The following is a 13,456-nucleotide window of genomic DNA, read 5'->3' as shown; positions in this document are numbered from 1 at the left end:
ATCATGGCGCGCTGGTTGTTCATTCTGGCGTTCGCGGGCTTCAGCGCAGCCCTGTTGCGCGACAGTTGGCAGGACTGGGTTGTGCGTACGGAATTGCCGCTTTTACTGGCGGAAACCTCGGTCGAGGTGCGTGGGCAAAACGATGCGCTCTTGCGGGTGTTTCCGGTCGAAGACGGGCGTCAGCGGCTTGCGGTTCATCTTGACGATGTTGATCCTCAATTCATTGAAATGCTTGTTGAATTCGAGGACAAACGGTTCTGGACTCATGGCGGTGTAGACGGGCGCGCCGTGCTGCGTGCGGGGGTGCAAGCGGCATGGAACAGGCGGGTGATTTCGGGTGGCTCGACTTTGTCGATGCAAGTGGCGCGCCTGCTCGAAAATACCGGCACCGGGCGCTGGTCTGGCAAGCTGCGTCAGATGCGCGTGGCATGGGCGCTAGAGGCGCGGTTAACCAAGTCGGAAATCCTGACGCTGTACCTGCAACACGCGCCCTACGGCGGTCCGGTTGAGGGCATCCGCGCAGGGTCGCTCGCGTGGTTTGGCAAAGAACCCAAACGCCTGACACCGGCGCAATCCGCCCTGCTGATTGCCCTGCCACAAGCACCAGAAACGCGCCGTCCAGATCGCCATCCGTTGGCTGCGGAAGCGGCGCGAAATCGGGTCTTGGCGCGTACAAATCTAGGCAATCCACGTGGCATTATCCCGTCCAAAATGACGCCATTTCCCCGCCTTGCTCCGCATCTGGGTGACCACTTGCGCGCCCTAAACCCTGTCGCACCAATCCACCGCGTGACCCTGAATGCCACGTTGCAAAGTCAGCTCGAAACTCTCGCGCGCTGGTCCGTGCGTGACCAAGCAAAAGGCGTGTCCGCTGCGATCTTTGTGGCCGACCACCAGTCGGGGCAGATCCTCGCCTCGGTTGGGTCCTCGGCCTATTCCAGCGCGAACGGAGCGCTTGGATTTGTCGATATGACCCGCGCGGTCCGCAGCCCCGGATCGACCCTGAAACCGCTCATTTACGGACTGGCGTTTGACCAAGGGTTGGCCCATCCCGAAACCGTTTTCAACGACGCACCCACCGCGTTCGGGCGCTACGTGCCGCGCAATTTCGACGGGCAATTCCGGGGCGAAATCACCGCCCGCGAAGCCTTGCAATTGTCCCTGAATATTCCCCCTGTTCAGCTGGTCGACGCGCTGGGTCCACACCGCTTGATGGCGGCGATGAAACGGGCAAGTGCCACGCCGAAATTGCCGGGCAATGGCGCGCCGGGTTTGGCGGTTGCCTTGGGTGGTGTCGGCCTGACATTGCAAGATTTGGTACAGATTTTCGCGGGAATTGCGCATGGCGGACAAGGCCCAATTCTGACGTGGAACCCGCAGGCGGAGACGCGTAAAACCAAGCGGTTCATGTCGCCGCGTTCCGCGTGGTACGTGGGGAATATCCTTGGCGGTCTTGCCCCGCCTGCGGGTGCGCGTCAGGGGCGGCTTGCCTACAAAACCGGCACCTCGTATGGGCACCGCGACGCGTGGGCGATCGGGTTTGACGGGCAGCACGTCGTTGGTGTTTGGATGGGTCATCCCGACGGAACCCCCGTCCCCGGTGCCTTTGGTGGTGACCTCGCAGCCCCGATCATGTCCGAAACATTCGGGCGGATTAAACCGATCTTTGAACCCCTCGCAGCACCCCCTTCAGATGCCTTGATTTTGTCAACAGCGCGATTGCCTAAGCCTTTGCAAAGTTTTGGAAATCGGCGAACTCAAGACGAGGTGAATGACCTGCGTGTCGCCTTTCCACCGGACGGTGCGGTGCTGGCAGCAGGCGACGTGGTGCCGCTGAAATTACGAGGCGGGACAGCGCCATTTACCGTGCTTGTGAACGACGCAGCGATGATCACCGGCCTGCGCGGACGCGAGACATTGCTGTCTAGCCCAGGCATCGGATTTAGCCGGATTTCCGTGGTCGATGCGACGGGGCAAAGTCAAGCGGTGCAGATCCAATTGGCGAACTGACTAGCGCTGCCCTTCGCGTAACCACGCAGCGATAATCAGCAGTGACGAGAGCAGCAAAACCAGCCATCCGGGCAACAGTTGAGTGAGGCGGACGTCACGTACTTCGTACGCGTTTCGCGGCGTGATCCCGACCCAAGTGCGACCAGATGCAACACGACCCGCGCGCACGGTGCGCACCGATGGCGTGCCATCCTCGAGCCGCAAAATACCGCCGCGCGTCGTGCTGACCAGCGGCTCCAAAATTTTCGGCGTCGCGATGGTGTTCACGAATTCGCGCGGGGCGGCGGGGCCAAGGCCGATCACCGTGGTTTGGTCGCCATTTTCCAAACGGTACAGGCCTATTTCGAGACCGGAAAAATCAGCTGTAAACTGACCGGGTCCCGTTTGGGTCAGGGGCAAAACGGTGACCGTTCCGTCGGGGGCTGTGATCGTCACGTCAGGCACGGTTTCTTGTAGCGTGCGCCGCTCGATGCGCATGTCTTGGCCCGTGGCAATCGCCGTTAACGCCTCTTCCTCAAGCTCGGGTTCTTTCATCATCCAATGGGACAAACGGCGCAGCAATTCCAACTGCGGGCCACCGCCCTCGTAGCCGCGATTCCACAGCCACGCATGATCAGATGCGAGCAAAGCAACACGGCCTTCGCCGACACGGTCCAACACCAACAAGGGGCGCCCGTCGATGCCCTCCATCACGACGTTGCCAGAGGTCGCGCGCACGTCGATTTGGCGCAACCAACGACCCCAATCGCCGTTCGATGGCAGGTCGTTTGTCACGGGGTGACGCGTGCCCAAATCAGTGACGCTTGGGCGGTAGGCTTGCTCTAGCACGCGGGCCGTTGGTTCGGCCGGAACAACGCGACCCAGAGGCGAGCGAAAGATGCTGTCCGCTGTCGCATAATCAGGGCCGGCAGCAATCAAAACCGCGCCGCCCTGTTCGACGTAATTGGACACATTATCAAGGTAAAGAGCCGGCAAAATTCCACGCCGTTTGTAGCGATCAAAGATGATCAAATCAAAGTCGTTGATCTTTTCCAAAAACAGCTCGCGCGTTGGGAATGCGATCAGGCTAAGTTCGGTGACAGGCACTCCGTCCTGTTTTTCTGGTGGCCGCAAAATCGTGAAATGCACCAGATCAACCGAGCTGTCGGATTTCAGCAAATTGCGCCACGTTCGCCCGCCCGCATGCGGTTCGCCCGAGACCAGCAAGACCCGCAATCGATCGCGCACGCCGTTCATTTGAACAAGCGCTGTGTTGTTGCGATCCGTCAGTTCCGTGTCGATCGCAGGCGAGGTAAATTGGATCACGTTGCGCCCGCCGTGTGGCAGGGTCACGGGCAATTCCAAGTCCTGCCCGATGGGGATGTTGAACCGCTGCGCAGGCTCGCCGTCGATGGAAATATCCAGCGGCGCGGTGCGGCCAACGTCGGGCACGTCCCCCATGTCTTCGACCCGCAAAGTCAGCGTGACAGGTTCGCCGATCACAGCGAATGCGGGCGCGTTTCGAATGGTCAGGCGGCGATCCCAATCCGACGATTTGCCGCTCAGCAACAGGTGCAAAGGCGCGGGCAGATCGATGGGCAAATCACCGTCGTGAACTTGGCCGTCGCTCAGTGAAATGACCCCTGCGATGCGGCCACGCGGTTCCTGCGCCAAGGCATCGGTCAGGGTGCTGAGCAACCGTGTTCCTGCGTCGCCTTCGCCGTCTGGCACGGTGACCCGGCGCACTTCTGTGTTGGCGCGTGCCGCGATTTCATCCGCCAAGGCATCAGCCGCTTGACGCGTCTGTGCCCCACGATCCGAAAGGTTCTGCGAGGCCGTCGTATCCTCGGCCAAAATCACGATATCGCTAAGCGGCGCGCGGTCTTCTTGTTGAAATGACGGGCCAAAAAGTGCTGCAAAAACAACGATTGCGGCCAAGCTGCGCAAGGCCCAACCGCGCAACCCACGCAGCAGCGCCAGCAAAATACCAAGTGCGACAACAACCGCCAAAGCCACCAGAACCGGCACCGGCAAAAGCGGATCAAATAGTATGCTTCCAGCGTTGAAATCGCCCATCATTGGCTCAGCCTTTCCAGTAGTTCCGGGACGTGAACCTGATCGCTTTTGTAGTTACCAGTCAGCACGTGCATCACCAAATTGACGCCGAACCGGTTGGCCAATTCGCGCTGACGTTCGCCGCTGAATCCACGACCGACAGGCAACATTGGTCCACCCGAAGATGTGATCGCCCACGCGCCCGCCCAGTCATTGCCGCCGATGATCACCGGTGTGACGCCATCGTTCAGATTTCGAAATGGCATGCCTTCGATTTGCTCGGCATTTGGCGATGCTTCGACCCAAACGTCGCGGCTGTTGTGGCGTCCGGGAAAATCCTGAAGCAGGTAGAAGGTGCGCGTCAAAACATGATCACGCGGCAGTGGTTCCAGGGCCGGAATATCCAGCGGACCTGCCAGCGCTTGCAGCTTGCGCCCATTCGGACTGGCCGCGCCAAAGCCCGCGATGTTGGCGTCACGCGTATCAAACAGGATCAACCCACCAGAGCGTAGATAGGCGTTCAACTTGGCGTATGCCTCAACCGAAGGGGTTGGTTGTTCGGGCGTGATTGGCCAGTACAGCAGAGGGTAAAACGCCAGCTCGTCTGTCTCAAGATTGATGCTGGTGGGCGGTGCAGGCTCGATCGAGGTGCGGAAATACAACGTGTCGGTCAGGCCCAAAAGACCCGCATAGGCGACGTCGTCCACCTTTGTGTTTCCGGTGATGACATTGGCCAGAACGACCTCGGCCGCAGCACCGGTATCGATGGCGTCTTGCGCCTTCGTGGCGTCAGGGTGCGCTAGCATCACCCCCAGCGCCAACATGGTTAACGTCCCGCGTGCAGATTGCCCCAGCAGGCGACCGGACAAGGCCAGCGATGCGACGATATCCAGCAGCAACAAAACCAAAGCCAGCGCCAACAACATACCGCCCAAAGGCTGCGGCGGACGCACCGTCAGGCCCGACACGGGGATGCGCGCAGGCCACATCGCAGGGGTCAAAACAGCGCCCGTTTGCAACACATTGCGCGCAAGGCTGCGTTCGCCCGATTGGTACAATCCCGGCAGCAGATCAGGGCGCGTGGCACCGTCGATCAACTCGGGTCCGGCAACCCCCGGCATAGCACCCGCGTCGCGCAAAATGCCAAAGCCGTTCATCACCTGCAACGGCGTCCACGTGGTGCCGTTCAAATCCTCGGCGTCGGGCAGGCGGGCGGATGAAGAGATGGACAGCCGTTCCAGCATTTCGACGAACAAACCCGACAGCGGCAGCGTCGACCATTCGGCATTGGCGGTGACGTGAAACAGCACGATCTGCCCTTGGTCGATGACCTTGCGGGTGACCAGCGGCGTGCCGTCGCTTAGCTCTGCGATGACGCGGTTGGCCAGTGTCGGATCGGGTTGTGCGACGACCTGCGATCGCACGACAACATCGTCCGGAATCGACAGCCCAAAGAATGGCGACGTGTCGGCAAAGGCGGCAACTGATTTGGGTTCTCCCCAGCTCATTGCGCCGCCGACGGACCGGCCGCCAGAGCGCAATCGCACCGGCATCAACGGGTGTTCTTCGACGCGGCTGACGTCGCTGGCGGCAACGCGCGGTCCGGCAAATCGCAGCAGCATGCCGCCGGTTTCGATCCACGCCAGCAACGCGTCGGTTTCGCGCTCGGACAACGTCGCGACATCGGCCAAAACAATCACGTCAGGGTTGGCCGGCAACACGTCGCTGAGCGCGCCTTCGATCAGGTCCGCTGTCGGTTCCAGCGCCTGTTTCAAAAAGTGGAGGGGGGACAATAATTCCAGCCCCTCGCGGCCTTCGCGGGCTGAAACCAAAGCGACTTCGCGGCGGCGCAAACCGTCGTCGACAAGCGTGGTCGCCCCGGCTGATCGGGTCCCTTGAATTTCGAAACGGGTGATGCGTGCGCGCAATTCTGATGGCAAGACAAGCGCCACATCCGTGCTGGTTTGCCCCGCGTCAAAACTGGCCGTCGCGGTCGCCAAAGTGGCCCCGTTGCCCGCAGGATCACGGCCCTGCGCCAACACGATCACGTCGCGCGCTTGGGCCGCAGCAGAGCGTTCAACCGTCAGATCAATCGCCCCGTCGATGTAGCTGGCAGGGGTCAAAGCCAAGGTTTCCCGACCCGACTGAAACACCTGCAACGGGCCAACCGTTTCGAGCGCGGCCAACACAGCGTCACGCCCGTCGTATTCTAGCCCATCGCTAAACCAAAGGCTGGATGACGCATCGGCATCCGCAATGATTTGCGTGGCTTTCGAAATATTCCCGGCGCTTGGTTGCCACGGGCGTGGGGGCAGTCCGGCAAGCCGCGTGGCCCAAGTTGCGGCAGGCAGAAACAGCAAATCCGCAGGGTTGCTCAGCTGCAAAACAGCGACGGTTTGACCGGCAGCACTGGCACGCGACAATTCGGATTGAACCGAATTCATTCGCTGCGTGTGCCCGGCGGCACCGGCCCAAGACCCATCCAGAACGATCAGTAACGGGCCATTTGTTGTTGCGCTTGGATCTTCTGGATTAAGCACCGGTTGCGCGAGCCCGACAATGATTGCGGCAACCGCCAACATGCGCAACAACAACAACCACCACGGCGTGCGATCGGACACGGTTTCGTCGTCCTTGAGACCCAGCAGCAGCGCGACGCCCGGAAACTGCCGCTTGATCGGAGCGGGGGGAACGGCACGCAGCAAAAGCCACAAAACCGGCAAAGCGGCCAACGCCACCAGCAACCACGGCGCTGCAAATCCGACACCAAAAATGGTCATACCCGCACCCCGCCATTCAGCGCTTGGTAAAGCCACAAAAGCCCGGCCTGCGCGCTGCTATCGGTGTGGTGCAAACCGTATTGCCAACCGGTCAGGGCGCACAGCGATTGCAACTCGGCCTTGCGTTCGGCGAGCCGCTGAAGATAGCGATCCTTGAGGTCGTTCGCCTTGAGCGTTTCGTGCCGCACGGTGCCGCCGACGCTCTCGAAAATGGTGCGCCCGCGAAAGGGAAACGCTTCTTCTGAGGGGTCCAGAACATGCAACAACGTGCCGCGCACACCGCGATCTGCGGCCTTGGTCAGGGCAGTCTGCACCCCCGAAATATCGCCCATGAAATCGGACACAAACAGCGCGGCTGCGTTGGGCAGCATCGCGCGATGCTCGGGCGGTTCGTATTCGATGTCTTGGTCTTGGCTTAGCATGTCTGCGAGCCGCAAAATCTGGTCGTTGCCACGGCGCGGCGGCAGGCGGGTTCCGGTCAAACCGACACGTTCGCCCGCGCGGATCAGCAAGATCGCAGCGGCCAACGTCAGGGTTCGTGCACGGTCCGCCTTTGTCGGCAATGCATCGGTCGAGGCAAAGCGCATCGACGCTCCTTGATCGCACCACACCATCACCGATTGCGCGATTTGCCATTCGCGTTCGCGCACGAATTGCTGGTCACCCATTGCGCTGCGACGGTGGTCGATCATGCGCCGGCTGTCGCCCACTTGCGCGGGGCGGTATTGCCAGAAATCATCGCCCATACCGGCACGCCTGCGCCCGTGATCGCCCAGCAGAACGGCACCCGCCAAATGCTCTGCCCGTGCTAACAGCGGCGGCAGAGTGGCGGCTTGGGATTCCGCTCTGGCCCGTAAACCAGCTGCGTTTTGGGCGACGTTTTGGATCACGCTGCGGCCTGCCCTTTGGTCATCTGCGCTGCCGTTTGATCGATCAGATCAGTCAGGCTGTCACCGCGTGCACGGGCCGCGAAATTCAACGCCATCCGATGGCTTAGAACGGGGCGGGCCATGTCGATGACGTCCTCGATGGACGGGGCCAAACGACCCTCTAGCAAACAGCGCGCGCGCACGGCCAACATCAAGGCTTGGGCCGCACGTGGGCCAGGGCCCCACGCCACCGTTTCGCGAACCTGTTCAGACGCATCGGCACTGTCAGGACGAAAGGCGCGCACCAGATCCAAGATCGCCTCAACCACGCTTTCGCCCACCGGCATCCGGCGCAACAACGCTTGGGCGGCCAGCAATTCGCCGTCGCCAAACACGGCCACGGCTTGCGCGTCTTCGTCACCGGTGGTTGCCATCAAAATATCGCGCTCTGTGTCGCGGTCGGGATAGTTCACGTCGATCTGCACAAGGAACCGGTCCAGCTGCGCTTCGGGCAGGGGGTAGGTGCCTTCTTGTTCAATCGGGTTCTGCGTTGCCAGCACGTGAAACGGAGTGCCAAGCGGACGATCCATCCCCGCAACCGTCACGGTCTTTTCCTGCATCGCCTGCAACAACGCAGACTGCGTGCGCGGACTGGCGCGGTTGATTTCATCCGCCATCAGCAACTGGCAAAACACCGGACCGGGGACAAACCGGAACGCACGGCTGCCATCGGTTTCAGTATCCAACACCTCTGATCCCAAAATATCCGCAGGCATCAAATCCGGCGTGAATTGAATGCGGCTGCCATCCAGCCCCATCACGGTAGACAGCGTTTCGACCAGCCGCGTTTTGCCCAAACCGGGCAGACCAATCAACAACCCGTGACCACCACACAGCAGCGCCGTCAGGGTCAGGTCGACAACGCGCGCCTGTCCGATGAAACGCGCCGAAATGGACGCCTTGGCGCGCCCTAGTTTTTCGCCCAAGGCTTCGATATCAGCGACCATATCGGTTGCACTTGTTTGGGTTTCGCTCATGACATTTGTCTCCGACGGGTTATATGCTTGTCCCTAACCTATCGCGTTGCGTGGGAATGGCAAAACATATGAATGACTTAAATCAGGGGATTCAGCGGTCATGAGCGGACAAAATATTGTGACACCGAACGCCGAAGGGCTGGTTGCCTCAATAAACGCCACAAAAACGCGCGGATTGCCGCCGGTGCATTTGTGGAATCCGCCGTTTTGCGGCGATTTGGACATGCGCATCGCCCGCGATGGCACGTGGTTTTACGAAGGTACGCCGATTGGCCGCCCCGGATTGGTGAAAATGTTCTCATCGATTCTTAAACGTGAGGACGGCAAATACTTTCTGGTGACGCCTGTTGAAAAGGTCGGGATCATCGTTGATGACGCACCGTTTGTGGCGATTGATTTCGACGTAACTGGGACTGGCGAAAATCAGGTTTTGACCTTTACCACCCAAGTTGACGACATGGCCAAAGCCGGCCCTGATTTGCCCATTCGGGTAGAGCGTGATCCCGAGACGGGCGAACCCTCGCCCTACGTGCTGATCCGTTCCGATCTAGAGGCGCTGATTGATCGCAAAAGCTTTTACCGCCTTGTCGATCTCGGGGTGCATCACGACGGCTGGTTCGGCGTGTGGTCGGGCGGGCAGTTTTTCGGAATTATCCCGTCAGCAGAACTGGATTAAAGCCGGTTCACCGGAATTTTCAACTGCATATTGCCGCTTTCATCCGTGGGCACCTCGCCGGCGCGCATGTTCACTTGTAGCGACGGGATGATCAGTTTTGGCACGGCCAACTGCTTGTCCCGTTCTTCGCGCATTTTGATGAAATCCTCGCGACTGGCGCCGTGACCGACGTGGATGTTCGCGGCCTTTTGATCGCCAATCGTGGTTTCCCAAGCGATCGCGCGCCCGTTCGGACCATAGTCGTGACACACGAACAACCTGACCGTATCCGGCAGGCTTAGAACGCGTGAAATACTGTCGAACAATTGCCCCGCATCACCCCCTGGAAAATCGGCGCGCGCCGACCCGCCATCGGGCATAAACAACGTGTCGCCAGCAAAGGCCGCGTCACCCATCACATGCACCATACAGGCAGGCGTATGGCCGGGGGTGTGCATCGCAAAGCATTGCAAAGACCCGACATTATAGCGATCACCATCCTTGAACAGGGCATCAAATTGCGACCCGTCGCGCTGGAATTCAGTGCCTTCGTTCAAGATCTTGCCAAAGGTGTCCTGCACCTCTTGGATGTGTTCCCCGATCCCGATTTTGCCCCCCAGTTTTTGCTGGATGTAGGGCGCACCCGACAGGTGATCGGCATGCACGTGCGTCTCGATAATCCATTCCAGATCCAGCCCACGCGCCGTGATGTCGGCGATGATTTCATCCGCACTTTCGTAACTGAGCCGACCCGCCGCCACGTCAAACTGCATCGTCGCATCAATGACCGCGCAGGCGTTGCTGTCGGGGTCTTTGACCACGTAACTGATGGTGTTTGATTGCGGGTCAAAGAACGCTTTTACGTTCGGTTTCTTGTCCAGATCGACGATAGGATTGGTCATAACGAAGCCTCCTGTTGCGCACAATGTGGCACGCGGCAGATCAGTTTCCAAGGGTCACAATGTCACGTGATGACAATGAGCAAAAAAACCGCCACGATGCTTGGGAACAGTCTGAAACGGATCGGATTCTTGGATGAGCGACAGCTTCACACGCCTCACATCCAGCCATTGGGGGCCGGGCATTGTCCGCGTCAAAGGCGACAAATTGGTCGGCGTCACAGCGCATGGCGATGACCCCGCGCCGTCCGATATCAACGACAATATCGCCAGCAGCCTGAATGGACGGGCGCGCGTTTTGCGCCCTGCAATCCGCAAAAGTTGGCTTGAAAACGGCACTACGCCGCGTGGGCGTGACAGCTTTATCGAAGTCAGTTGGGACACGGCCCTCGATCATATCGCCGCCGAATTAACCCGTGTGCGCGACACGTACGGCAACAATTCGATCTTCGCAGGGTCCTACGGTTGGGCCAGTGCTGGCCGTTTTCACCACGCCCAAAGCCAGTTGAAACGCTTCCTGAACACGCAAGGCGGTTTCGTGCGCTCCGAGGGCAACTACAGCTTTAACGCGGCCCTTGGTTTGATGCCGTTTATCGTTGGTCCCTACCGCACCCACGTGGCCGCAGCGACCCGCTGGTCTGTGATCGCGAAACACACCGATCTGATGGTGATGTTCGGCGGCATGGCTGAACGAAACACCCAAGTCAGCGACGGCGGATTTGCGCGCCACAGGATGCAAGGGAACCTCGATGTGTGCCAGAAAAACGGTGTCGAATTCGTGAACGTCAGCCCCCTGCGATCCGATTTTCGAACGGGTGCGCAATGGATGCCTGCGCGTCCCGGTTCTGACGTGGCATTGATGATGGGCTTAGCGCATACATTGTTAGATGGCGGGCTGCATGACCAGCCGTTTTTAGATCGTTACACCGTCGGGTTTGACCGGTTCAAATCCTATCTTTTGGGCGAAACCGACGGGCAGATCAAAGACGCTGAATGGGCTGCTGTTCAAACAGATATTCCCGCCCAAGACATCCGTGATCTGGCCCGGAAAATGGCAGTGAAACGGACGATGATGAGCCTTGCCGCCGGTGTGCAACGTACTGATTTCGGTGAACAACCTTTGTGGATGATCGTGACCTTGGCCGCGATGCTGGGGCAGATGGGCCTACCCGGTGGCGGCTACGTTATTGGCTACGGTGTCAACGGAAACATCGGCAATATGGAGCGGCCATTTCCGTGGGGTTCGCTGCCCCAAGGTGACAATCCGGTGCCCGATTTTATCCCCGTTGCGATGATTTCCGAGATGCTGTTGAACGCAGGAAAACCCTTCGATTACCTCGGGAAAAAACGCATGTTTCCAGACGCGCGTTTGGTCTGGTGGGCGGGTGGAAATCCGTTCCATCACCACCAAGATTTGAACCGTCTGCATGCCGCATTCCAAACCCCTGAAACCGTGATCGTGAACGAAATCAACTGGACCGCAACCGCGCGCCACGCCGACATCGTTTTGCCTGTGGCGGCCCCTCAGGAACGGCTGGATTTCGGGGCGGGAAAATCCGACAACGCACTGATCCCGATGCCCCAAGCGGTTCCGCCCATAGGCGAGGCGCGCGCCGAATTCGACATCTATGCAGCGCTGGAAAAACGGCTGGGCGGCACAGATTTCACCAAAGGCAAATCCCAAGACACATGGCTGCGCGACATTTGGAAAGTGACGCAGGATCACGCAAAAAGCGCGCAAATTACGCTGCCCGATTGGGACGATTTTATCGCGGGCGACGTCGTGTCCTTGCCTGATCCGGCTCCGAACCAGATCTTTCTTGCCGATTTTCGCGCTGATCCCGTGGCCAACCCGTTGCCGACGCCAAGCGGTAAGATCGAGCTGTTCAGTGACACCATCGCCAAGTTCGATTTGCCCGATTGCAAGGGGCACGCCACATGGTTTACGCCGCGCGATTTGACTGCGAAAACGCATCCGTTATTTCTGATTTCCGGGCAACCGAAAACGCGCCTGCACAGTCAACTCGACAATGGTGACTACAGCCGTTCGCACAAAATTCAAGGGCGCGAACCGATCCTTGTTCATCCCGATGATGCCGCTGCACGGGGCATTGAAAATGGTCAGATCGTTGAGGTCTTTAACAACCGCGGACGTTGCCTTGCCGGGGCAAAAGTCAGTGATGAGGTTCGCAAAGGCTGCGTCTTTTTGTGGACCGGTGCGTGGTATGACCCCGACTTCGACGCCCCCCAAGCCCGCGACCGACACGGCAACCCGAACGTGTTGACGCATGACGTGCGCACCTCGTCGTTGACCCAAAGTCCCGCGTCACATTCCGCGATGGTAGACGTTGCGAAATTCACCGAAACACCACCGGACGTGCAAGCGTTTGAGCCACCAGATTTCACCAAAGGACCATCAAAATGACCAAACCAATCGCACTTGTTACCGGCGGTGCACAGGGCATCGGATACGCCTGCGCCGAGGCGCTCGCCGCTGATGGCGCACGCATAATTTTGGCGGATATCAACGCAGATGGCGTGCAAGCAGCGGCAGAAAAACTGGGCAATGGAACGGTCGGGCTGGTCTGCGACATGGCTGATCCGGCGCAAATCACCGCGATGTTCGACGAGATCGAAACCAATCACGGTTTTGTCGAAGTCCTTGTGAACAATGCAGGAATTGCGCTGCCCGGCGATTTTCTAACCATTGAGGCCGAACAATTCACCAAGGTTATCGACGTCAATTTGACGGGCACTTTCCTTGCCACTCAACGCGCTGCGCGCGCCATGGTTGCGAACAAGATTGAAGGCGCAATTGTAAACATGTCGTCGGTCAATGCGGTCATTTCGATCCCGTCAATCGCCGCGTATTGCGCGTCAAAAGGTGGCGTCATGCAGCTGACCAAGGCGTCGTCGCTCGCGCTTGCGCCGCACAACATCCGGGTCAATGCGGTTGGCCCCGGATCCATCGACACGGCGATGCTGGCAGGCGTCAATGCGGACCCCGCAGCGATGGCCACGGTCATGTCGCGCACACCGCTAAAATCCATCGGCGAGGCGCGTGACGTCGCTGATGCCGTCGCATTTCTGGCCAGCAAAAAGGCGAAATACATCACGGGTGAAACGATCTATGTCGACGGTGGGCGTCTCGGGTTGAATTACACCTGTTAGG

General features: G+C 59.4%; 9 protein-coding genes. 4 read left to right on the top strand and 5 right to left on the bottom strand.

Annotated elements, in window-relative coordinates; translation table 11 throughout:
- Positions 1 to 3 precede the first annotated feature (3 nt).
- On the top strand, positions 4 to 2,010 hold the full coding sequence (pbpC, locus tag ACFIO0_RS16695; protein WP_390911526.1) for a penicillin-binding protein 1C: 2,007 nt from the start codon (positions 4 to 6) through the stop codon (positions 2,008 to 2,010).
- Here the strand turns inward: pbpC and ACFIO0_RS16690 are convergent, their stop codons facing one another.
- Genes ACFIO0_RS16690 through ACFIO0_RS16675 form a run of 4 tightly spaced genes read right to left on the bottom strand, consistent with a single transcriptional unit; the run spans position 2,011 to position 8,730 of the window.
- A complete protein-coding gene (locus ACFIO0_RS16690) occupies positions 2,011 to 4,068 on the bottom strand; it encodes a hypothetical protein (RefSeq protein WP_390911525.1) in 2,058 nt (685 codons plus the stop codon). It lies immediately after the preceding gene.
- Positions 4,065 to 6,824, bottom strand: a complete 2,760-nt coding sequence (locus ACFIO0_RS16685) for a DUF4159 domain-containing protein (RefSeq protein WP_390911524.1) — start codon at positions 6,822 to 6,824, stop codon at positions 4,065 to 4,067. The genes ACFIO0_RS16690 and ACFIO0_RS16685 overlap by 4 nt, the downstream gene beginning before the upstream one ends.
- A complete protein-coding gene (locus ACFIO0_RS16680; protein ID WP_390911523.1) occupies positions 6,821 to 7,714 on the bottom strand; it encodes a DUF58 domain-containing protein in 894 nt (297 codons plus the stop codon). The genes ACFIO0_RS16685 and ACFIO0_RS16680 overlap by 4 nt, the downstream gene beginning before the upstream one ends.
- Positions 7,711 to 8,730: an AAA family ATPase gene (locus tag ACFIO0_RS16675; RefSeq protein ID WP_390911522.1), complete on the bottom strand. Its 1,020-nt coding sequence runs from the start codon at positions 8,728 to 8,730 to the stop codon at positions 7,711 to 7,713. The genes ACFIO0_RS16680 and ACFIO0_RS16675 overlap by 4 nt, the downstream gene beginning before the upstream one ends.
- A gap of 100 nt (positions 8,731 to 8,830) precedes the next feature.
- Between ACFIO0_RS16675 and ACFIO0_RS16670 the strand changes: the two genes are divergently transcribed.
- Positions 8,831 to 9,406 carry a DUF1285 domain-containing protein gene (locus tag ACFIO0_RS16670; protein ID WP_390911521.1) on the top strand — a complete coding sequence of 192 codons (576 nt, stop codon included), beginning with the start codon at positions 8,831 to 8,833 and terminating at the stop codon, positions 9,404 to 9,406.
- On the opposite strand, the gene ACFIO0_RS16665 is transcribed toward ACFIO0_RS16670, so the two are convergent.
- The gene (locus ACFIO0_RS16665) at positions 9,403 to 10,287 is read right to left on the bottom strand and encodes an MBL fold metallo-hydrolase (protein WP_390911520.1); all 885 of its coding nucleotides are present in this window, start codon (positions 10,285 to 10,287) and stop codon (positions 9,403 to 9,405) included. The genes ACFIO0_RS16670 and ACFIO0_RS16665 overlap by 4 nt on opposite strands.
- Before the next feature lie 133 nt (positions 10,288 to 10,420).
- On the opposite strand from ACFIO0_RS16665, the gene ACFIO0_RS16660 reads away from it, so the two are divergent.
- Both ACFIO0_RS16660 and ACFIO0_RS16655 read left to right on the top strand, forming a co-directional pair.
- Positions 10,421 to 12,709, top strand: a complete 2,289-nt coding sequence (locus tag ACFIO0_RS16660; RefSeq protein ID WP_390911519.1) for a molybdopterin-dependent oxidoreductase — start codon at positions 10,421 to 10,423, stop codon at positions 12,707 to 12,709.
- Entirely contained in the window at positions 12,706 to 13,455 is a 750-nt protein-coding gene (locus tag ACFIO0_RS16655; protein WP_390911518.1) for an SDR family oxidoreductase, read from the top strand. Before ACFIO0_RS16660 ends, ACFIO0_RS16655 begins: the two co-directional genes overlap by 4 nt.
- Position 13,456 lies beyond the last annotated feature (1 nt).

Origin of the sequence: Pseudosulfitobacter sp. SM2401 (genome assembly GCF_042932805.1) — a bacterium.
Lineage (GTDB): Bacteria > Pseudomonadota > Alphaproteobacteria > Rhodobacterales > Rhodobacteraceae > Ascidiaceihabitans.
This window is presented reverse-complemented; position numbering and strand designations above follow the sequence as displayed.